The sequence below is a fragment of the Flavobacterium suzhouense genome, assembly GCF_042684765.1.
GTDB classification, from domain to species: domain Bacteria; phylum Bacteroidota; class Bacteroidia; order Flavobacteriales; family Flavobacteriaceae; genus Flavobacterium; species Flavobacterium suzhouense.
The window spans coordinates 63,910-84,352 of record NZ_JBHUMD010000024.1 but is presented as its reverse complement, the minus strand read 5'-3'; the positions used below and the strand labels follow the sequence as shown (position 1 = coordinate 84,352).

The window sequence follows — 20,443 nt, the reverse complement described above, 5'->3', positions numbered from 1 at the left end:
TAAAAATACTTTATAAACTTAGTCCTGCACAATAGCATTACGTTTATTCATCTGCTTAGTATAATATTTTCTAAACGACATTATTGCAAAAAATAATCCTAATAGCACTAATGGATAAATAAACTTCATTTTACCACTTAGAATGCTTATTTTTTTAACATTCAGCATTGATGCAGATTCTTTTATGATACTGCTATAGTCTATTCTTTTAACCTTATTAGCTGCCTGCTGTCTTATAAGCTGGTCTTTTATTACAAGGATATCGTTAAGGCCGGTTTTTTCGTTAAGTAAAACAGTATTGCTTCCATGACCGTTGTTTTGACTCATGTGGCTTAAAATCTCATTAGACTGTTTAACCATACTATCGTTTTCGGCTATTTTAATATCAAGGTTTTTTACAGCTTCTGTCTGAATCTCTTTAAAATAAGAACTGGAATTTAGATAATCTAATACCGGCTGAACAAAAGTTTTCTTATCAGCTTGTTGTGAGGTAGTAATGGTTATAACATGATTTTTATAATTTTTAGCCGTAGCCTGCTCTTCAAGAACTTCAGTCATATCCCTTTTGTCAGATATTTGTCTGAATGTAAAATATTTAACGTTTTCTGTACTGATGATATTTAATCCATTTTCTTCATTTATAAAGTTATAAATATCAACTATAGGCTCAATTTCTATCTTAGCAACATACTGCCCTTCAGAAATACCTATTTCATTAAGAAATTTTTTATCGCCCTGAATTACTTTCCCGTTTAAACCTTTTACTTGTTCATACAAATAATCTACACTTCCAAAATTTGGTGTAACAATAATACTATGTTGGTACAGGTTCGAGTTTTTATCTGTATAAAAACCATATCCTCCCCCTACGAGGATGAGTGCTATAACAACTATAAAATATCGCTTTATAAAAAGTATCCCATCAAAAAACGAATCGTTAATTCCGGAAATAAAGCCTTTTACCTTCTTCGAAACTGCATCAATGTCTATCTCGTGGTTAGTAGTTTCAGTTTGTTTTGTCATTTGGTTAGTTATTAAATATTTGTTCTAAAATTTTTATTGTAATCATGTAAGTAGGCTTAACCCCGGTGGTACCCAGTCCGCCCGAGGCGAGCGTGCTTCCTGTCTCAAGAGGATTGTCAGATGCATAGTAGGCATATCTTACCTTTACATCAGGGTTAATGCTCTTCCTTATTTTTGATGCCGATTGTACTGCCTTCTGGTAATGTGATCCCTCCATTTCCAGTCCTATAACTCCCCAGGTAGATTCGTTAAAAAACCTCAACAGATCTTTGTTCTGAAGAGATGTTCCCAATACCGTAACCATAGGCCCGCTGTAGACCGGTATGCCCTGTCCTGCGAACATTTCAGAGGTAAGTTCATTGTTAAAAGGATAATTGTCTCCTGTACCTTCATTTATATGTGCCGATGGTATCATGATATCTCCTTTTCCACCTTCAAGAATACCTGCCTTACCCATTATGGATACCGACTCTACATTTAAGAAAGATCTTAGCTTGCCCTCCTTAAATGGTTTCAGCAACTCATCTATGGTTTCATAAGCCTGCTCACCAAAAGCATAATCCATTACTATGATTACCGGTGGTTTATCGGCGATTTTTATATTATGGAATGCCGTCTTTGCAAAATCTATTTTCGCAGCGTCAAAAATCTGTACATCTATGTTGGTTCCCGATGTATCCGGCATGGCAATCATTCCGTTCTTCAGAGCCTCTTCTTCAACCTTATCTCTTAGCACGCCGTTATTGGCTTTACTTAACTCCTCAAACCCCGAGAAATCAGTTTTATCCTTAAATTTAGTTTTAAGCACAAAAGGTGCATAAACTGAATTCATTACACTGTGCATGTTGGCGCTGATAATATGAATTGGCCTTTCGAGCAATCCGTTTTGCTTAAGTACCATTTTAATATTGTCTGCCCAAATTTCGCCATGAATATGGTGTCCCAGCCTCTCCCTTAGTATAGGGCTAAAGGTTATGGTTCTTTTAGGTCCGCCCTGCGCTTCTTCAATTGCAAGCCTTCCCAGCCAGTATATTACGTGCAGAAATCTGTCCGGTTGAGTTGCTGTTCCAAAAGCATCATATATATCGGTAATCTCTGCAAAGGTGCGTCCAAGTATATTCGATACGTGCGATATGGCCTGTTCTCTTTCAACCAGGTTTAATTTGGCATTCGCCTGAATTACCTGCTCAAGTTTTACCCAGTCGCGTGCAATTTCGGTGTTATCGTCAATAATTACACGATCCTTTATTTTATACGACTCAATATAAATAAAGGTAAGATGCGTAAGTATATCGTAAATGTCCGATCGCCCACGGGTAATTTCCACATTCATCTGCTCATCGTCTATACGGTAGCAGTTGCGTTTACGCTTTGGCGGAACTATTGCCTTAAAATGCGATTTAGAATAACCTTCGTCAGAAGTAAGGTTTACAAAACGGCATTCTTCAATACCTATCGGCAAACGTTCTATTACATAAAGAAGCCCGTTCAGTTCGGCTTTTTCTTCAGCAATAGATCCGTAGATTTCAGGACGAAGGGAAAGCAATGCTTCACGAAGCGTATCGCCCGATACTCCCATAGGTTTATAAAAGCCTCTGTTAAACAGATGCCTCATTGTTATGTACAGTTTCTCTATGGCTGCAGAAGATTCCTGTGCTCTTGACCGTGATATGTTTTTAATGCCTTGCATAACGTTTAGTCCCTACGGCAAATGTAGGATTTATTTTTTTGGTTGGATATTTAATACGTTACCTCGTCTTTAGGATGTAAATAGTAGCAAAGCGTTGCTTTTGCCTATTTAAAAAAATCAACGATCTTACGGTCATTCGCCAGTCGTGGCAACTTGTTTTGCCCGCCCAACTTGCCAATTGACTTCATATATTCCTGAAAGCCGTTCTTCTGCACCTTGGTAATAACCACCGTGCGCAGCACGTTGCCCACTATCAAATCGTCATAATATACATTTTGCTTTCGCATGGCTCCGTCTATCTTCAGTGCAAAAGCATCCATATCATGGGGTTCGTTTTCAAATTCAATAAACCATTCATGATAGGGCAATCCGTTTTCGGGGTTTATCTGTGGCGCCACTGTAAATTCATTAACGCTTACCATAGTCCCTTCCATGGCCAACTTAAGAGCAGTTTCTACCTCTTTACCTATTACGTGCTCCCCAAAAGCAGATATATAGTGTTTTATCCTTCCCGTAACAATTACGCGGTAAGGGCTTAAAGATGTAAACGCAATAGTGTCGCCTATGTTATAGCCCCATAGCCCGGCATTCGTTGAAATGATGAGCACGTAGTTTACGCCCAATTCCACGTCGCCAATAGTATAACGCCGCGGAGCTTCGGTAAAGAACTCATCTGCTTTTATAAATTCATAGAATATGCCCGAATTCAATAGCAGCAGCATCCCTTTTTCGGTCTGGCTGTCCTGATAGGCAAAGAAACCTTCAGATGCCGGAAAAAGCTCTATACTGTCTACCTTTCGGCCGATAAGATTTTCAAATTTGGCACGATAGGGTTCGTAGTTTACCCCACCATATATAAACAGGTTGAAGTTTTTAAAGATGTCACCTACCTTTTTTCCTTCTTTCTGCTGCAGTTTTTCAAAATACATCTGTACCCACGACGGTATGCCCGATATTACAGCCATATCCTCATTATAGGTTTCTGCTACTATTGCATCCACTTTGGTTTCCCAGTCATCAATAGTATTGGTTTCCCAGCTTGGCATACGGTTCTTTTGCAGATATGCCGGAACAAAATGAGCAACAATGCCGCTAAGGCGGCCGAATTTTATACCGTGCTTTTCGTCAAGTTCAGGGCTACCCTGAAGAAAAATCATTTTACCGTCAACAAAATCAGCTTTTCCTGTTTCATGGATATACCCCAATATAGCGTTACGCGCTGCCTGAATATGAAAAGGCATTGATTCCCTGGTGAGCGGAATATATTTTGCCCCCGATGTAGTGCCCGATGTCTTGGCAAAATACAGCGGCTTACCCGGCCAAAGAATATCCTCTTCACCATTCACCACCTTTTCTACATAGTCTTTCAGTCCTTCATAATCACGAACCGGAACATTTTTGGCGAAATCGGTATACGAGCTTATTTGCCCAAAATTATGGTCTTTACCAAACTGTGTTTCTTTGGCTGTAGCCAAAAGCGATTCAAAAACCTTTTGCTGGGTGGCCACAGGATTGCTAATCCACTTTTGGTTACGGTTATGAATTATGCTGGCAAATATTTTTGCTCCTATCGATTTTAAGGACATCCTTTGAAAATTTTATTTAGCGAATCGTTTTTTCAATTCTTTTTCTGTTACCACTGTCATATATCTTACCCAGATAATTATCAGAAACAGCGAACCAAACATACGCACGTATTTACCTTCGGGTAAAAAATAACCGGTAAGTGAAAGCAATATCAGTATGGGAGCCGTTTTAATCCTTACCAATGCTGAGAATTTTTGTGCAAAGTCCCAACGCTCCTGCGATAATAAGGAGGCTGGAGTGCGATAACCTAACCAGGCATTAAGCTTTTTTGGCGGATAAAAATATCCAATGACCGAAGCAATCATAAACACGATCCCACAACTAAAAGCTACCGTAAATATCTGGCTTAAAAACTCTTTCATATCTTAGTCTTTAAATCTTCTCTTCAATTCCCTTTCGGTAGTAATAAACATATAGCAAACAGCTCCAATAGCAATAATGAAAGATCCAAACAAACGTCCCGGTACCGAATCAGGAAACAGGAATCCCGTAAATGAGAACAGTATCATGAAAACGGAAGCCTTGAACATCTGTATTGTCGAATACTTTTGTGCAAACTCCCATCGCTCGTGCGACTTCATCGAAGCTACAGTACGGTAGCCATAAAGCCAGTTTATCTTCTTAGGTGGAAATATATACATCAGGGCAACAGCAATCAAAAAACAAACGCCGCATACAAGAGAAATCTGAAATATGTTAGCTATAAAATCTTCCATTATTCAAAATCTATAAATTGTGATGGGTTAATAGGGTAACCGTCTTTCCAAAGCTCAAAATGCAGGTGCACCCCTGTACTCTGGCTGCCTGTAGATCCTGCCATGGCAATTACCTCACCCGGTTTTACAATATCGCCCTGTTCTTTGGTTAACAAAGCTGCGTGTTTATATACCGAAATGATACCGTCGTTATGGCGGATTATAATTACGTTTCCGTTTGTTGGTGTCCAGTCGGCAAGTATAACCGTTCCGGAAGCTACCGCTTTAATAGGGGTGTCTTTAGCCACGGCTATATCAACTGCAAAATGTTTGTTCTTTGAACTGTACGGATCGGTAATGTGACCTTTTACCGGAGGGAAAAGTACCATGCTTACCCTTGGTTTTGCCTGCTCAAAAAGGTTATACTTGTCTTCAAGCGCTACCTGCTCACGAAGTTTCTTATCGGCTTCAGATGGTCCGGGGTCTACATTGCTAAGGTCTTTCTGTTCCGCCGGCTGAATAGAATCGCGGCTCAGTTTGGTATGGTCCAGGTCGCCGGTAAGTACTTTTTTTATGGAAGCCAAGTACATCTTGTTCTCTTCAATGACCTTTTGCAGCGAATCGCTCTTTATGGCATTTTCGGTGGCCTGGCGTTTTAATTTTGTAGAGGCATAACCCGGAATATATTCGCGAAGTGGAGTAAAGGCAATAATGTAAGTAGTAAGCGCAATCATAACAATACTTATGGATGTTACCGCCACAAATACGTTCATAAGGTTAAGCTTAAAAGAAAAAAGTTCCTCAAAAGTATCTTCATTTAATATCACCAAACGGTTCTTGGTGAACAGCTTTTTTTTGATTATCTGCCTTTTAAGCCTCTTTGCATTCATACTTACGCTTTAATTCACAAATATAGTAATACTGCCCTATTTTATTATTTATATGCACTAAACATTACGATAAACAAACATCGGTTTAACGTATTTATTTTATTTAACGCAAACCAAAGTCAAATATTTGTCGTAAATAGTTGTTGTGAGTCATTTTATAATTAACTTTGCACTATAATTTAATACTTGTTGTCATGGGTAAATTTGGTTTAACTGAATGGATATTAGTAATTGCAGTAATTTTACTTCTTTTTGGCGGTAAAAAAATTCCTGAACTTATGAAAGGTTTAGGAACCGGTATTAAAGAATTTAAAAACGCAGCTAAAGATGGTGCTGAAGAAACCTCTGCGCCTAAGAAACAGGCTTCGCAAGACGAAAACAAACTATAATCTATATAGTATAGTATAGCATACAAAACCCCGATAAGAAATCTTATCGGGGTTTTTTGTTTTATAAAATTGGGCAAGCTTTATACCTCGTTGGTCCCAATGGTATTAAACTCGTTTGTAGTGTTATGTATATATCTTGTATCCTTGTTGAATGCTAAAATCGGATAAAACACATAAGGCAATAATAATACGCCTACCGTAAAGCCTTCATCCTTGCCAAAACTTTTTACAAACAGATTGGTAGCCCATATAGCATACACAATGTTTACAAGCGGTATAAGCATCAGCAATAACCACCACCATGGTTTTTTGATGATTTCTAACAATACAAGCGTACTGTAGATAGGCACTATGGCTGCCCATCCCGGTTTTCCTGCTTTGTTAAACAGTGTCCACATACTTGCAATAACGATGATACTTAGCACTAACGATATTAAAAAGATCGTCATAAAAAGCCCTAGTAATCCGGCAACTCCTACTTCTTCCATAATAATTGATTTTGGTTTTTTGGTTAAGTTGCTAATATATTTCTTTTTTCTTACAACCTGTCAATGAGTTACGTTATTTTTTTAACATATTAGCTTATGACAACAGAATTGGAAATTGTTAATCGAGTGATTTATTCCTTTACTTATAATTATCCCAGAGGGATTAAATGTTGTTAGCAACAGATATCCATAAAACATTTATTTCCCGTAGGGAATTAATTTTACCTATTTGTTATCATCACAAATAAACATTACAATATCATCGTCAGGGCCACACGTTTTCTGGCTTCATCAACCTCAACCACTTTTACGGTTACGTGCTGGTGCAATTTTACCACCTCATTTACATCGCTTACAAAGCCTTCCTTAAGCTGGGAGATATGAACCAGTCCACTCTCTTTGATACCAAGATCTACAAAACAGCCAAAGTTGGTAATGTTATTCACGATGCCCGGCAATACCATACCGATACGCAGGTCGCCAATAGTACGGATATTCGGGTCGAATTCAAATACCTTAGCAGCTTTACGCGGGTCAAGGCCTGGTTTTTCGAGCTCTTTTAAAATATCCTGAAGCGTAAGCTTCCCGATTTCGGGCGTAACGTACGTATCTATATTTATTTTACCGATGGCTTCTTTATTCGATACCAGGTCGGCCGTTTTAAGCTTCATGTCCTTTGCCATTTTTTCCACGATTGAATAGGCCTCAGGGTGTACCGCCGAGTTATCTAACGGATTCTGTGCATTTGGTATCCTTACGAATGCCGCTGCCTGCTGATAGGCCTTCTCTCCTAACCTTGGCACTTTTTTTAGTTGCTTACGGTCTTCAAACGGACCGTTTTCGCTACGGTAGGTTACAATGTTCTCTGCCAGCTTCTCGCCAATGCCCGAAACATAGCCCAGGAGCGATTTACTCGCCGTATTGATGTTTACCCCTACCGAGTTCACGCAACGCATTACTACGGTGTCCAGTTCGCCTTTAAGGGCGCTTTGGTCTACATCGTGCTGGTACTGCCCTACGCCTATGGCTTTAGGCTCAATCTTTACCAGTTCGGCCAATGGGTCACTCAATCGGCGTCCGATAGATACCGCTCCCCTAACGGTTACGTCGTAGCTTGGAAACTCATCCCTCGCGATCTTTGATGCCGAATATACCGATGCCCCTGCTTCGCTTACCACGAATACCTGCACCGGCTTGTCAAACGCTATCTTTTTAATGAAATGTTCGGTTTCACGCGATGCTGTTCCGTTTCCGATGGAAATGGCGTCAATCTTATAGGCATTGACCATAGAACGTATCTTCTTCATGGCAATCGCCGTTTCGTTTTGCGGCGCGTGCGGGAAGATCGTTTCATTGTACAGCAGGTCGCCCTTCTCGTCAAGACATACCACTTTACATCCGGTACGGAAGCCCGGGTCGATGGCAAGGATGCGTTTCTCCCCTAATGGCGGTGCAAGTAATAGCTGCCCTAAGTTTCCGGCGAAAACCTGTATAGCAACAGCGTCGGCCTTGGCTTTGGCTTCCTGCAACACTTCATTGCTGATTGCCGGAGCCAGCAGTCGTTTGTAGCTGTCTTCTATAGCCAGCTGTAACTGGCCCGCGGTGTCGCGGTTGTTTTTTATGACCGACTGCTCCATCAGATCCAGAGCTTCGTCATTTTCTATCTCTACTTTGAATTTGATAAAACCTTCGTTCTCGGCACGCAGCATGGCCAAAAGTCGGTGTGATGGTGCTTTGGTCAGGTTTTCTGACCAGTCGAAATATTGCTCAAATTTCTTGGCTTTTTCATCTTCCTTGCCGGCCTTGGTTATCTTGGTCGTAATAGCCGCTTTGCGGCCAAAAATTCGGCGCAGCGATTTACGGATGTATACATTCTCGTTGATCCACTCGGCAATGATATCTCGGGCACCCTGAAGCGCGTCGTCTTCATTGGCTACCTTATCGTTCAGGTATTTTGACGCGATAAAGTCGATATCGTCGCTGTTTTGCGCCATAATGATCTTTGCCAGTGGCTCGAGTCCGTTTTCGCGGGCAACATCTGCACGGGTTTTCTTTTTCTTTTTATACGGCAGGTAAAGGTCTTCCAGTTCGGTAAGGTCGAAACAGCCGTTTATTTTAGCCGATAACTCGCCCGTAAGCGCGTTTTGCTCGGTGATGCTTTTAATGATGGCTTCCTTACGCTTTACGATAGCCTCGAAGTTCTGGTTGAGCTTCGCGATCTGCTCGATAACCACCTCATCAAGGTTGCCGGTGGCATCCTTACGGTAACGGGCAATAAACGGAATGGTACAATCTTCAGCTAATAGTTTCAGCGTGGCTTCAATGCCTTTTTTTGGGGCAGTTACCTGTCCGGCAATGTATTCTAGGTTTGTCATTTGGAATTGTAATAGGGATACAAATATTGGGAAATAATTTGAGGAATGGAATTGGGAGATTTAAAATATTATGCTTTATAGGTTTTGTAGGAAAATAATTTGTAAGTTTATGTAAATAATTTGCAATAATGAAACATTCAAAAAGAAGAGTAATTGCATTTTTGGTAAGTCGTTTAGTAAGTCGCAGCAATTCAAATGCGGTTTTCGATTATTCGTATTCTACCTACCATAATTTTAGTGGAGAATTAAGCAATGATTCAATAAACATATATGACTATGATAGATCCTGCTATATAAGCGGGAATTTTTCAAGTAATAACGGATCAGTATATGATTATGAAACTAGTAGTTACATAAATATCAATACTGATGGGAATCAGTTTAATGGTTATGATTATGATTCTAGCTGTCACTTTAGTGGTACAATAAATGGTAATTCTATTTCATTATATGATCATGAAACAAGTAAGTACTATAATTTTAGTTCATAATTAAAACACCACAATATGCCAACAAAGAAAATTACTATAGATAGTAAATCGGTATTTGTTCATAAAGCTATTTTGAAACCAGATTTTAATAAAAAATCTGTTTTAGTAGATAATCCTTGGGAATATGTCGAATTATGGATAAAACGACAAACTAATAGTAATAATGCCTTGTTTTATTGGCAGCAAGCTCATGGTTTTTATCAGGCAACTAAACAACTTCCTAAAACATCTTCTCCATTAACAGCTTATTATTGTTTCCTAAACGCCACAAAAGCCTTATTAGAAATAAGAAATATTAATTATATGGATAGACATGGAGTTACCGGAAATTCAACTGGTATTGCGTCTTTATCTAATGAAAATATTAAATTTCAAGCAAATGGTATTTTAGCTGAATTAAGTAGGCTATTAGGCGAACCTGTCAATGGAGAAATTTTTACATTTAAAAAATTAATATATAATTTATCTTATATTCACAGAGCATATAAATTGACTTATAGTTCGGATCCTGAATTATTTTATCCAATTTCTGACCCCCATTTTGTTAAAATTCAAAATCAAAATTATGCTTATTTTCAAGCTGAAATAACATCTGAATTTTATAAAAATAAAAATACTATTAATAAACTTCCGTCAACATTAGAAAGAGATTTGGGAAATCCTGATAAATGGATAATTCGTAAAAAAAAGAGATTTAAATGGGTTAATGGTGCTGCTAATAAAGCAAATAATTTATCTAGATTGACAAATTATCATAAAGCCGTAAGAACTGATATACATTTTATTTATGGCAGTATCGATTTATGGTATTTCAAAAGAACAGGATTTGGAAATGCTATAAATAAAAATTCATTGACAATAACTTTCGCATTAATGCATAGATTAAGTGAATTATCTAGATATAATCCTGTTAGATTAAAAAAGCATTTTGACTGTCAGCACAATTGGCTCTTGTCAGAATTCATAAATCTAGCTCCAACTCAATTTATATATACAATTGCATGTGAAATAACTGGTCAAGAATTCAAAATCCCTGGAGTTAGAAAATAACCCGATAGCACGGATTTGCAATCCGTGCTATCAATAGTTGCTTGAAACTTTTGTTTGAGATTTCTCCATTCCGTTGCGCTTCAGTCGACTAGAGGCTGAAAGCCGACTGGCGAAGCAAATGACACAGCCGGCTAAAGCATGAGTGAAGCAACTGCAAACTGACCACTGAATACTGCCAACTAAAACTTAATCCTGCACTATAAAATCCTTTGGACCTTCTTTTTTATACCCCGGCTGGATGTTTACGTGGTTAATGCCGAATTTGTTATACAATACCAGCTCTATCTGGTGTGATAGTGTATTGAACTGCGATAGTGTGATATCTTCACTGCAATCCAGGTGGGCTTCGAGGTGAAGCTCGTCATCGTTCAAATGCCAGACGTGGATATGATGCAAATGGGCGCAGCCCGAAATTTTGTGGACCTCATCGATAATTTCCTCAATGTCGATTTCTTCGGGAGTGAAAAGCATCAGCATAAAGGTAGCTTTCTTCAACAGGTCGAAACCTACAACAACCAGGTATACCGCAATAACAAGCGTCATTATATTATCTACCCAGTAGATATGGAAATACTTCATGAGTATCCCTCCTACTAATACGGCGACAGAAGCAAGCATATCGGTAAGCAGGTGCAGGTAAGCCGATTTCATATTCAGGTTATGATCGGCATCTTTCTTTAATAACAGTACACTAAGACCATTGGCAACAATTCCCAGTACCGACATCCATATTACTAATGATGGCGCAATGGTAACGGGATTAAAGAAACGCAATGTGGCTTCATATATTAATATGATAGCAACTACTATAAGTGTAAGTGCATTGACAAAAGCGGCAATAAGCTCTGCCCTTTTGAGTCCGAAAGTTTGTTTGAGGGTGGCCTGCCTGTGCGAAAGTTTGTGCGCTACATAGCTTATGACCAGGGAAAGCACATCGCTGAAGTTATGCAATGCGTCTGACAAAAGCGCAAGGCTGCCGGAGATAATCCCGCCGACAACCTGTGCTGTTGTTATGAGAATGTTAAGAAATATAGAGAAGAGCAGGTTCTTCCCCTCTACTTTGTGTTTATGTGGATGGGAATGGCCGCTCATATTTCTTAATGTATACTATTTACAAGCTATTTTGTTAACTCGGTTCTGGTGGCGCCCGCCTTCAAAAGCCGTGTTAAGGAAAGCGTCAACCATTTCTATGCACTGCTGTATCGACGTGTAGCGTGCCGGAAGGCTGATTATGTTAGCATCGTTATGCTGACGTGCCAGTACCGCGATCTCTTTTATCCAGCAAAGTGCTGCTCTTACTTTTTGATGTTTGTTAACAGACATAGCCACACCGTTTCCGCTTCCGCAGATGATGATACCAAAATCTACAACACCGTTCTCTACGTCATTCGCTACCGGGTGAACAAAGTCAGGATAGTCAACACTGTCAAAAGTGTCTGTTCCGTGGTTTATCACTTCTATACCTTTACTTTCAAGGTGTTTTACAATAGCTAATTTATAATCAGGCCCTGCATGGTCGTTGCCGATAGATATTTTCATGTACATATTAGTTTAGACTGCAAAATTATAAATAATTGCGGTGTACAGCTCAGATTTACTGAAAATAACGTTTTTATAAGATTAGCCACTATTTTTGCCCGGCGTTTTGAATAAATAAGGGTGCGTTAGCACCGCGAATTTTTTTTTGAGGGTATATTTCTTTTTCTCCTTAAAAATCAAATATTTAGCATTTCTACGCACAGATAATATATCGATTAAAATGTTAAAATGCAATAATGTTGATAATTTTCGTAAAGTACTGTGTTTAAAGGATGTTGAATTTTAACAGTATTTGTTGATAACTAAAAATGAAAAAAGAGAAGATTTTTTAGAAGTGAAAGAAATTTTTACTAATCAAAAATCGGATCGAAATGACCAAATTTATTTTTTACTTTTTTCTGTAATGTTATTAAAACATTAACAGGAGTTATTAACAGCTATTAACAGTGAAACTTATTAATAAAATACCCTGAAAAATTAGTATCAACCATTGTTAATAACCTATACCAAAAAATTGTATTAGTGCTGATTTTTAAAAATTTACATTCTCTTAACATTGTTGATAGCTTTGTATAAAATTGTATAACTCCAAAAGTTCACTTCCTTCAAAAAAGTTATTCCACATATCAACAAGCAATAATAACAATCAAAAATTTTAAATTTTAAAATCTTCTTTTTTTCTTTTATTTAATAACTGTTGAAAACCTTTTTGTGGATTCAGACGATTTTTAAATTTGTTCCTGTATCCAGTTTGCTGATGATCTCTTTTACGGTATCGAGATCGTTTGGATGAACTTTGAGTTTAATACCACCGTTGGCGTAAGAGTACATTGGCATGAGATCAGCAATGGTTTCGTTTTCGAAGTAATGTTGTATCTCTTCTTCCTTAAGCAGGTGTTTTAAGATGGTTATTTCGTGAGGATAGTTAAATACTGCAGCAGTTATAAAGTCTTTCATATAAGATAGTTTGGGTAGTATTTGTATATAAATTTAAAGAGTTAAAAGTTATTATTTCATTAAAAGCCTGATAATTCTGTCAGTTATTTGTAATTTTCAGCATTATTTTATGATATATGAGTAAGAAGAACGGACGACCGTCCCCAAAGAAAGAGAAAGATTTTTCGAGGAAAATCTATAAGATACTCGCCAAAGACCCTAATAAATCATTCAACTATAAGCAAATATCGGCAGTATTAGAGCTGAACGATACCAAGAGCAGGAATGAGATTATTAAGGAACTAAAGATTTTAGCTTCACAGGAAAAGATAGAAGAAATAGAAAGAGGTAAGTACAGGGTTATCAGTAAAGCTGATTACATTGAAGGTACTATTGATATGACGAGTAGAAAGACTGCCTATTTTATTTCTCCGGAGCTAGAAGAAGATGTTTTTATCCCTACTAATAACCTTAATAAAGCCCTTGATAAAGACAAGGTTAAGGTATATATATACAACAGGAGGAGAGGAAGAAAACCTGAAGGTGAGGTAGTTGAAATATTAGAAAGAGCCAAAACAGAGTTTGTTGGTGTTATTGATATACAAAAGAATTTCTCTTTTGTATCTACTGCAAACCCTAAGATGTATACCGATATATTTATCCCTAAAGGTAAAGAAGGCAATGCCCAAAATGGTGATGTTGTACTTGTAAAACTCGACGACTGGCCGGCTAAAGCCGATAGCCCTTTTGGTGAAGTAATAAGAGTTCTTGGAAGGCCTGGAGAACATAATACAGAAATCCATGCTATTCTTGCAGAATACGGATTGCCTTATGATTTCCCTATTGATGTTGAGGCTTATGCACAAAAAATCGATACTGAAATCCATCCGGAAGAGATTGCCAAGAGAAGGGATATGCGTAATATCCTGACCTTTACTATTGACCCTCGTGATGCTAAAGACTTTGATGATGCCTTATCGTTTGAAAAACTGGATAATGGTAATTATGAGATAGGTATCCATATTGCTGACGTATCGCATTACCTACAAACCGGAACCATACTGGATGATGAAGCCTACCAAAGAGCTACTTCGGTATACTTGGTAGACAGGGTAGTACCTATGCTTCCTGAAGTATTATCAAACTTTGCCTGTTCGTTACGTCCGCATGAAGAGAAATATACCTTTTCTGCGATTTTTGAACTAACGGATAAAGGCGATGTTGTTAACCAATGGTTTGGACGTACTGTTATTTATTCCGATCAGCGTTTTGCTTATGAGGAAGCACAGCATATTATTGAAACCAAAGGAAATACCATTCCGGCAGAGATATCACTAACAGGGGAGGAGTACACTATTAGCCCTGAAATACAGCAGGCTACCCTTAAAATGGATGAGCTTGCCAAGATATTAAGACGAAAAAGAATGGCTAATGGTGCTATTTCTTTTGATAAGGTAGAAGTGAAATTCCACCTGAATGAAAATGCCGAACCTACAGGTGTTTACTTTAAAGTTGCCAAAGATGCCAATCATCTTATTGAAGAATTTATGCTGTTGGCTAACAGAAAAGTAGCTGAATTTATAGGTAAGCAAAACAAGACTTTTGTATATCGTATTCACGATGAACCGGATGAAGATAAGCTTATTAACCTGCAGACTGTAATCGCTAAATTTGGTTACAGCATCAATTTTAAAAGTAAGGCTTCGGTATCTAAATCGCTCAATAACCTGTTAGAAGAAGTACAGGGAAAAAAAGAGCAAAACCTTGTAGATACACTGGCTATCAGGTCGATGAGCAAGGCAAAATATTCTACGCATAATATAGGCCATTACGGACTTGCATTTGATTATTATTCGCATTTTACATCGCCTATCCGAAGATATCCCGATGTTATGGCACATCGTTTGCTTCAGTATTACCTGGATGGCGGAAAATCGGCGGAAGAAGATCCGTTAGAAGAACAGTGTGTGCATTCATCCAATATGGAGAATCTCGCTGCAAATGCAGAGCGTGACAGCATTAAATACATGCAGGTGAAGTATATGCTCGACCATAAGGATGAAGAGTTCTTAGGTGTCATCTCTGGCGTTACAGAGTGGGGAATATATGTAGAGATTGTTTCCAATAAATGTGAAGGCATGTGCCGCATCCGTGAAATAAAAGATGATTACTATACTTTCGACGAAAAGCAATATGCATTGGTTGGCGAGGTTAGCCACAATATACTGCAGCTGGGTGACGAGGTATATGTAAAAGTTAAGAATGCCGATCTTGTTAAAAAACAGCTTGATTTCCAGTTTTTAGGAAAGAAAGCACAAGTGTAACATTTTAGGCAGTTGCAACGTCTTAAGAAGAAGAACCAATAAATAAAATGAAAATGAAGAAAGTGTTTGCATTAGCTGCAATCATGCTGTTCCAACTGGTATCAGCACAGGATGTATCAAAAAACCTTGGCGATTTTACTACTGTGAGAGCCTTTGACCAAATTGATGTTTTAATGGTTAAAGGGACTGAAAACAAAATAGTTATTAAAGGGCAGGGTAAAGATGACGTAGAGGTTGTAAACAAAAACAATGAGCTTAAGATCAGGATGAAAACCACTAAATTCCTTAAAGGAGATGATGTAAGTGTTACATTGTACTACAAGGGAAATATTGATCAGGTAGAAGCAAGTGAGGGTGCAAGAGTAGCGTCTCAGGATATTTTTAAGGCTACAGCTTTTGTACTTAATGCTAAAGAAGGTGCAGAGATTAAACTTAATCTTGAGGTAAAGAAATTAAACTCTAAAGCCAGTTCAGGAGGTATATTAAACATTAACGGAACTGCAAAAACCCACGATCTTGTTATTACTTCCGGTGGTATCTTTAAAGGTAAAGAGCTTGTTACAGAGCAAACAACCGTAAGTATTAATGCTGGTGGTGAGGCAGATGTTTATGCCAGCGAACTGGTTGATGCCAAAACAAGGATAGGAGGCGATATCAGAGTATATGGCAACCCTCAGCAAATTAATGAAAATACATTTGGAGGAGGAAATATTAAAAAAGCTTAAGCAGATTGCTATAAAATACAATAGCCCTGAAAAGAATTCTTTTCAGGGTTATTTTTTTATTTAAACTGTAACAATCTAAAAATAAGGCTGTCTTTGTATAAAAGGTTATAATCAATCAATTAAAAATAAAACCCATGAAAACACTTTTTACACTTGCAGCTATTGCAGCCATAAATCTGGTTACTGCACAAAAAACTGAAAATCTTAAAGAATTCAAATCACTTGTAATTTCAGGCGATGTTGATGTTACATTGATAAAATCATCTGAAAACAAAGCCGTTATTAAAAATGGTGAAGAAGAGCTTCAGATTCAGAATGAAAAAGGAGCACTTGCCATTAATGGAGATGGTTCGGTTGTAGTATATTATACTGCTGCCATTGAGAATATTTCTGCCGGTCCTGATACTGAATTAATAGGGAATGACGAGATTAGCACGAAAGAGTTTAACCTTGCTGCAGCTGCCGATAGTAAAGTAAAACTTGTACTGAATGTAAAGAATCTAAATGTTGCCGCTGCTGCTGATTCTCAGGTAAAAATAGAAGGTAAGGCTGATGTTATGGTAGCAGCTGTAGCTTCTGATGCGCAATATGATGTAAAAGAACTTAAGGCTAATAATGTAGAAATTGTATTAGCTTCAGATGCACAGGCAAGCATAACTGCTAAAGGTACTGTTGATGCTACGGTAGCTTCAGACGGATCGCTTACCATTTATGGTAACCCTAAAAAAGTAAATGAGGTAAAAAGTGACGATGCACAAATTGTTGTTGTGAAATAATCAGTAGTATAAAAGTTATAATTTCCCCAACAGAAGGCTTTCTGTTGGGGATTTTTATTTTTTGGATGGTAAAGCTTATGTTTCTTTAAAAATTAAAATAGTAACTTGCAAGACCTAATCTATATACATGTTACAGGATATCTTAAGCGCCATTCCCGTTGGTTTCGTTTTAAGCATAATGCCGGGTGCGGTATTTTTTGTATTATTGGAAACCAGTGTTTTAAAAGGATTCAAAGCAGCTCTTGCTTTTGATCTTGGTGCTATTACTTCCGATATTGTTTTTATACTCATTGCTTATTTCAGCAGTTATAAATTACTTGAAAAAATAAAGGACGAGCCGGCATTATTTATTTTTGGAGGCATTGTGATGCTTACCTATGGAATTATTTCTTTTTTTAAAGTAAGTAAGACTTCACAGGAAGAACTACTGGGTGAAGATGAAAAGGAAATTATCAAGAAAAACTACATGAGCCTTTATATAAAAGGGTTTTTACTGAATTTTATAAATATTGGCGTTCTCGGATTCTGGTTGGCAATTATTATTTCATGGGGTCCAAAGCTTGATCTTGTCCCTTCAAGGATGTTTGTATTTTTTCTTTCTGTAATTGCTACTTATCTTGTTATCGACCTGGGAAAAATATCATTAGCAAAACAGTTAAGAAGCAGGCTTACAGTTAGGAATATTAAAAAGATAAAACAATCCATAAGTATTATTCTCGTAGTGTTTGGACTGGCACTGGTTGTACAGGGAGCATTTCCGAATGAGATGCAACAAACCATAGAGAAGATAGAACACAAAGAAAATCAGTAAGAAAAGGATAAAAAATAAAAAAAGCTTCAGTGAAAACTGAAGCTTTTTTGTTGAGGCATCTAGCGGATTCGAACCGCTGTAGCAGGTTTTGCAGACCTGAGCCTAGCCGCTCGGCCAAGATGCCATTCGTTATATGGTTGGCAAATTTACATATATTTTGCACTAACGCAAGAAAAATTACACCATTTTTTATATAACTTATTAATTGCTTAAATTTTATTTAATTCTGCTTTGATTCATAATTAGTTAATAATTTCGTAAAAAATTTTTAACATCATTTTATGAAGAAGCTTCATTACCTGAAATCTATTGCTAATTTTATGCTTATTGGATTGGCTATTACAACATTAAGCAGGATTATCCTCTTTTTTATATTTAAAGAAAGGATAGATGATACTCCGGATTACTGGTATATTTTTCCGATAGGCTTGCGTTTTGACCTGATACTTTTATGTTATTTATCGTTTTTACCAATAGTGCTCATTACGTTCATTCCATCAAAGCATCTTCATTATATCAACAGATTTTTAAATATATACTATATATTTTTCCTGTGTTTGTTACTGATAATGGAACTATCAAGTTCTGATTTTATCAAACAGTATGACACAAGGCCTAACAGACTTTTCCTGGATTATCTTATCTATCCTAAAGAAGTAATGGGTACTTTACTTAAAAGTTACCTTGGATCTATTGCTCTTACATTTGTTGTTATGGGTGGTTTTATTTTCCTTTTGATTAAAAAAAGAAAAACATTGTTTGGTACACCGAACGCAGCATACAAAATGAAACTGATTTTATTCGTTCCTGTGGCTTTTTTATTGTTTTTTGGTGCTAGGAGTAGTTTAACTTCAAAAAGACCTATAAACGCAAGTAATGCAGTTTTTTCTTTTGATCAGCTTACCAATTGTATGGGATTGAATTCGCTTTATACAGTAGCTTTTGCTGCTTATTCGTTAAAGAATGAAGATAACCCTGCTAAAATGTATGGTAAGATGGAAGCGAATGAAGCTTATTCGAGAGTTAAGAAATACATGACTGCTGAAGCTTCTGATTTTACAGATGCAGAATTGCCATTGCTTCATACCCAAACACCGGATTCGTTAAATCCGCAACCGATGAATGTTGTTATTTTCCTTCAGGAAAGCCTTGGTGCTGAATATGTAGGAAGTCTTGGTGGAAAACCATTAACCCCTAATTTTGATGCTCTTACTAAAGAAGGTTTATTGTTTACAAACCTGTATTGTACGGGTACACGTAGTGTTAGGGGAATTGAAGCTGTTGTTACCGGATTTCTTCCTTCGCCATCTGAAAGTGTTGTAAAATTAAGCAACTCTCAATCAGGATTTTTTACGCTGGCCGACTTGTTTAAATCTAAAGGTTATGATACAAGTTTTATCTATGGGGGTATGGCTAACTTTGATAACATGGCATCTTTCTTCAACGGTAATGGTTTTGAAAACATTGTTGATGAAGAAGATTTTGATAAAGATGGAAAAAAATATGCGCTTAAAGGTACATGGGGTTACAGTGACGAAGATCTTGTAGTAAAAGCTAATGAATACTTTAAAAGCCAGAAAGGAAAACCGTTCTTTTCATTAATGTTCTCTACCTCTAACCATGAGCCTTTTGAGTTCCCTGACGGAAGAATTGAACTGTATGATAAACAAAAGAATACAGTAAACAATGCTATGAAATATGCCGATTTTGCTATTGGTAAATTCTTTGAAATGGCTAAAAAAGAGGACTATTTTAAAAACACATTATTTATTGTTGTTGCCGATCATAATACCAGAACTTACGGTAAACATTTGGTACCAATTCATAAGTTTCATATTCCGGCACTTATCATAGCTCCGGGTGTGGCAAAAGGCTCTAAATATGATAAGCTTTGCAGCCAGATCGACCTTGCTCCAACCATTCTTGATATGATAGGAATGAACTTTGAAACTCCTATGCCGGGTCGTAATCTTAAAAAACTTAAAGATGATGTTATTGGACGTTCTATCATGCAATTCCATGATATTAATGCCTTTAGGGTAGGGGATCAGGTTGTTATCATGCAGCCTAAAAAAGAACCATTACAGTTTAAGATAAAGAATGATACAGTGCTCGAAGCTGTACCTCTGGATAAAGAACTTGCAAAAGATGCATTAGGTCATGTTACTGCCGCATCAGATCTTTACTCACAACGGAAGTATACTACTAAGAAGAATAAAAAAACCGGGAATTAACCCGGTTTTTTTGTGTCTTTTATTTCCTGTTTTCTTCAATTTCAATGGTTACGGCCTGAACATCGCCACCAATGGGAGGATTGATTTTTGATACTCCAACAATCACTTTCATTACCATCGGAATTTCTTTAAAAACCCTGTCAACAATACGCTTGGCTACGTGTTCTAACAGTTTGGAGCGTATTGCCATTTCTTCGGTAACTATCTTATTAAGATGTACATAATCAACAGTATCGGCGAGTTCATCACTCTGCATTGATTTTTCAAGGTTGGCTTTTATTTCAAGATCAACCGAGTAATCAGAGCCTATTTTGCTTTCTTCAACAAGGCAGCCATGATATGAGAATGTACGTATGTTTTTAAGTTTTATGGTATTCATTTTTATAAGTTACAAAGTTGCAGAGGGGCAAAGTTACAAAG

19 protein-coding genes and 1 tRNA gene are annotated in these 20,443 nt (G+C 37.4%); 7 read left to right on the top strand and 13 right to left on the bottom strand.

From position 1 onward, the window contains the following. Nucleotides 1-18 precede the first annotated feature (18 nt). The 6 genes from ACFSR3_RS09815 to ACFSR3_RS09790 all read right to left on the bottom strand — a co-directional run bounded on the left by ACFSR3_RS09815 (nt 19) and on the right by ACFSR3_RS09790 (nt 5,885). Nucleotides 19-1,023 (bottom strand): hypothetical protein, encoded by a 1,005-nt coding sequence (locus ACFSR3_RS09815; protein ID WP_379820814.1) that lies wholly within the window; start codon nt 1,021-1,023, stop codon nt 19-21. A gap of 4 nt (nt 1,024-1,027) precedes the next feature. Then, a complete protein-coding gene (locus ACFSR3_RS09810) occupies nt 1,028-2,713 on the bottom strand; it encodes a DUF6909 family protein (RefSeq protein ID WP_379820813.1) in 1,686 nt (561 codons plus the stop codon). A 104-nt stretch (nt 2,714-2,817) separates the two neighbouring features. Further along, nucleotides 2,818-4,299, bottom strand: coding sequence for a GH3 family domain-containing protein (locus ACFSR3_RS09805; protein ID WP_379820812.1), 1,482 nt, complete (start codon nt 4,297-4,299; stop codon nt 2,818-2,820). Between the two features lie 12 nt (nt 4,300-4,311). Then, nucleotides 4,312-4,662: an SdpI family protein gene (locus ACFSR3_RS09800; protein WP_379820811.1), complete on the bottom strand. Its 351-nt coding sequence runs from the start codon at nt 4,660-4,662 to the stop codon at nt 4,312-4,314. Between the two features lie 3 nt (nt 4,663-4,665). After that, a complete protein-coding gene (locus tag ACFSR3_RS09795) occupies nt 4,666-5,016 on the bottom strand; it encodes an SdpI family protein (protein ID WP_379820810.1) in 351 nt (116 codons plus the stop codon). After that, complete coding sequence (locus tag ACFSR3_RS09790) at nt 5,016-5,885, bottom strand: M23 family metallopeptidase (protein ID WP_114758726.1); 870 nt, start codon at nt 5,883-5,885, stop codon at nt 5,016-5,018. Before ACFSR3_RS09790 ends, ACFSR3_RS09795 begins: the two co-directional genes overlap by 1 nt. Nucleotides 5,886-6,079: 194 nt before the next feature. Here ACFSR3_RS09790 and ACFSR3_RS09785 point away from each other — a divergent pair, with 194 nt between their 5' ends. Beyond that, nucleotides 6,080-6,274 carry a Sec-independent protein translocase subunit TatA/TatB gene (locus tag ACFSR3_RS09785; protein ID WP_114758727.1) on the top strand — a complete coding sequence of 65 codons (195 nt, stop codon included), beginning with the start codon at nt 6,080-6,082 and terminating at the stop codon, nt 6,272-6,274. A gap of 80 nt (nt 6,275-6,354) precedes the next feature. Here ACFSR3_RS09785 and ACFSR3_RS09780 read toward each other — a convergent pair whose 3' ends face one another. Continuing rightward, complete coding sequence (locus ACFSR3_RS09780; protein ID WP_379820809.1) at nt 6,355-6,762, bottom strand: DUF5684 domain-containing protein; 408 nt, start codon at nt 6,760-6,762, stop codon at nt 6,355-6,357. 251 nt (nt 6,763-7,013) lie between these two features. Then, the gene (locus ACFSR3_RS09775) at nt 7,014-9,137 is read right to left on the bottom strand and encodes a Tex family protein (protein ID WP_379820808.1); all 2,124 of its coding nucleotides are present in this window, start codon (nt 9,135-9,137) and stop codon (nt 7,014-7,016) included. 506 nt (nt 9,138-9,643) lie between these two features. Between ACFSR3_RS09775 and ACFSR3_RS09770 the strand changes: the two genes are divergently transcribed. Further along, the gene (locus ACFSR3_RS09770; RefSeq protein WP_379820807.1) at nt 9,644-10,678 is read left to right on the top strand and encodes a YaaC family protein; all 1,035 of its coding nucleotides are present in this window, start codon (nt 9,644-9,646) and stop codon (nt 10,676-10,678) included. Nucleotides 10,679-10,864: 186 nt separating this feature from the next. Here ACFSR3_RS09770 and ACFSR3_RS09765 read toward each other — a convergent pair whose 3' ends face one another. From ACFSR3_RS09765 to ACFSR3_RS09755, 3 genes are all read right to left on the bottom strand, one after another. Next, a complete protein-coding gene (locus ACFSR3_RS09765) occupies nt 10,865-11,770 on the bottom strand; it encodes a cation diffusion facilitator family transporter (RefSeq protein WP_379820806.1) in 906 nt (301 codons plus the stop codon). 15 nt (nt 11,771-11,785) lie between these two features. After that, entirely contained in the window at nt 11,786-12,217 is a 432-nt protein-coding gene (locus ACFSR3_RS09760; protein ID WP_169520700.1) for an RpiB/LacA/LacB family sugar-phosphate isomerase, read from the bottom strand. A gap of 717 nt (nt 12,218-12,934) precedes the next feature. After that, nucleotides 12,935-13,174 carry a DUF2007 domain-containing protein gene (locus tag ACFSR3_RS09755; protein WP_379820805.1) on the bottom strand — a complete coding sequence of 80 codons (240 nt, stop codon included), beginning with the start codon at nt 13,172-13,174 and terminating at the stop codon, nt 12,935-12,937. Between the two features lie 116 nt (nt 13,175-13,290). Between ACFSR3_RS09755 and rnr the strand changes: the two genes are divergently transcribed. The 4 genes from rnr (at nt 13,291) to ACFSR3_RS09735 (ending at nt 17,789) form a co-directional block, all read left to right on the top strand. Then, complete coding sequence (rnr, locus tag ACFSR3_RS09750; protein WP_379820804.1) at nt 13,291-15,477, top strand: ribonuclease R; 2,187 nt, start codon at nt 13,291-13,293, stop codon at nt 15,475-15,477. Between the two features lie 53 nt (nt 15,478-15,530). Beyond that, nucleotides 15,531-16,202 carry a head GIN domain-containing protein gene (locus tag ACFSR3_RS09745; RefSeq protein WP_379820803.1) on the top strand — a complete coding sequence of 224 codons (672 nt, stop codon included), beginning with the start codon at nt 15,531-15,533 and terminating at the stop codon, nt 16,200-16,202. Nucleotides 16,203-16,336: 134 nt separating this feature from the next. Beyond that, the gene (locus tag ACFSR3_RS09740; protein WP_379820802.1) at nt 16,337-16,978 is read left to right on the top strand and encodes a GIN domain-containing protein; all 642 of its coding nucleotides are present in this window, start codon (nt 16,337-16,339) and stop codon (nt 16,976-16,978) included. A gap of 127 nt (nt 16,979-17,105) precedes the next feature. Beyond that, nucleotides 17,106-17,789, top strand: a complete 684-nt coding sequence (locus ACFSR3_RS09735) for a LysE family translocator (RefSeq protein ID WP_114758737.1) — start codon at nt 17,106-17,108, stop codon at nt 17,787-17,789. Between the two features lie 53 nt (nt 17,790-17,842). On the opposite strand, the gene ACFSR3_RS09730 is transcribed toward ACFSR3_RS09735, so the two are convergent. Beyond that, nucleotides 17,843-17,913, bottom strand: a tRNA-Cys gene (locus ACFSR3_RS09730). 157 nt (nt 17,914-18,070) lie between these two features. Between ACFSR3_RS09730 and ACFSR3_RS09725 the strand changes: the two genes are divergently transcribed. Beyond that, on the top strand, nt 18,071-20,023 hold the full coding sequence (locus ACFSR3_RS09725; RefSeq protein WP_379820801.1) for an LTA synthase family protein: 1,953 nt from the start codon (nt 18,071-18,073) through the stop codon (nt 20,021-20,023). A gap of 19 nt (nt 20,024-20,042) precedes the next feature. On the opposite strand, the gene folB is transcribed toward ACFSR3_RS09725, so the two are convergent. Then, nucleotides 20,043-20,402: a dihydroneopterin aldolase gene (folB, locus tag ACFSR3_RS09720; RefSeq protein ID WP_379820800.1), complete on the bottom strand. Its 360-nt coding sequence runs from the start codon at nt 20,400-20,402 to the stop codon at nt 20,043-20,045. Nucleotides 20,403-20,443: the final 41 nt, after the last annotated feature.

What these genes read in the sequence shown, in the direction of transcription:
- ACFSR3_RS09815 (WP_379820814.1), bottom strand. Translation starts at nt 1,023, where the DNA reads ATGACAAAACAAACTGAAACTACTAACCACGAGATAGACATTGATGCA.
- ACFSR3_RS09810 (WP_379820813.1), bottom strand. Translation starts at nt 2,713, where the DNA reads ATGCAAGGCATTAAAAACATATCACGGTCAAGAGCACAGGAATCTTCT.
- ACFSR3_RS09805 (WP_379820812.1), bottom strand. Translation starts at nt 4,299, where the DNA reads ATGTCCTTAAAATCGATAGGAGCAAAAATATTTGCCAGCATAATTCAT.
- ACFSR3_RS09800 (WP_379820811.1), bottom strand. Translation starts at nt 4,662, where the DNA reads ATGAAAGAGTTTTTAAGCCAGATATTTACGGTAGCTTTTAGTTGTGGG.
- ACFSR3_RS09795 (WP_379820810.1), bottom strand. Translation starts at nt 5,016, where the DNA reads ATGGAAGATTTTATAGCTAACATATTTCAGATTTCTCTTGTATGCGGC.
- ACFSR3_RS09790 (WP_114758726.1), bottom strand. Translation starts at nt 5,885, where the DNA reads ATGAATGCAAAGAGGCTTAAAAGGCAGATAATCAAAAAAAAGCTGTTC.
- ACFSR3_RS09785 (WP_114758727.1), top strand. Translation starts at nt 6,080, where the DNA reads ATGGGTAAATTTGGTTTAACTGAATGGATATTAGTAATTGCAGTAATT.
- ACFSR3_RS09780 (WP_379820809.1), bottom strand. Translation starts at nt 6,762, where the DNA reads ATGGAAGAAGTAGGAGTTGCCGGATTACTAGGGCTTTTTATGACGATC.
- ACFSR3_RS09775 (WP_379820808.1), bottom strand. Translation starts at nt 9,137, where the DNA reads ATGACAAACCTAGAATACATTGCCGGACAGGTAACTGCCCCAAAAAAA.
- ACFSR3_RS09770 (WP_379820807.1), top strand. Translation starts at nt 9,644, where the DNA reads ATGCCAACAAAGAAAATTACTATAGATAGTAAATCGGTATTTGTTCAT.
- ACFSR3_RS09765 (WP_379820806.1), bottom strand. Translation starts at nt 11,770, where the DNA reads ATGAGCGGCCATTCCCATCCACATAAACACAAAGTAGAGGGGAAGAAC.
- ACFSR3_RS09760 (WP_169520700.1), bottom strand. Translation starts at nt 12,217, where the DNA reads ATGAAAATATCTATCGGCAACGACCATGCAGGGCCTGATTATAAATTA.
- ACFSR3_RS09755 (WP_379820805.1), bottom strand. Translation starts at nt 13,174, where the DNA reads ATGAAAGACTTTATAACTGCTGCAGTATTTAACTATCCTCACGAAATA.
- rnr (WP_379820804.1), top strand. Translation starts at nt 13,291, where the DNA reads ATGAGTAAGAAGAACGGACGACCGTCCCCAAAGAAAGAGAAAGATTTT.
- ACFSR3_RS09745 (WP_379820803.1), top strand. Translation starts at nt 15,531, where the DNA reads ATGAAGAAAGTGTTTGCATTAGCTGCAATCATGCTGTTCCAACTGGTA.
- ACFSR3_RS09740 (WP_379820802.1), top strand. Translation starts at nt 16,337, where the DNA reads ATGAAAACACTTTTTACACTTGCAGCTATTGCAGCCATAAATCTGGTT.
- ACFSR3_RS09735 (WP_114758737.1), top strand. Translation starts at nt 17,106, where the DNA reads ATGTTACAGGATATCTTAAGCGCCATTCCCGTTGGTTTCGTTTTAAGC.
- ACFSR3_RS09725 (WP_379820801.1), top strand. Translation starts at nt 18,071, where the DNA reads ATGAAGAAGCTTCATTACCTGAAATCTATTGCTAATTTTATGCTTATT.
- folB (WP_379820800.1), bottom strand. Translation starts at nt 20,402, where the DNA reads ATGAATACCATAAAACTTAAAAACATACGTACATTCTCATATCATGGC.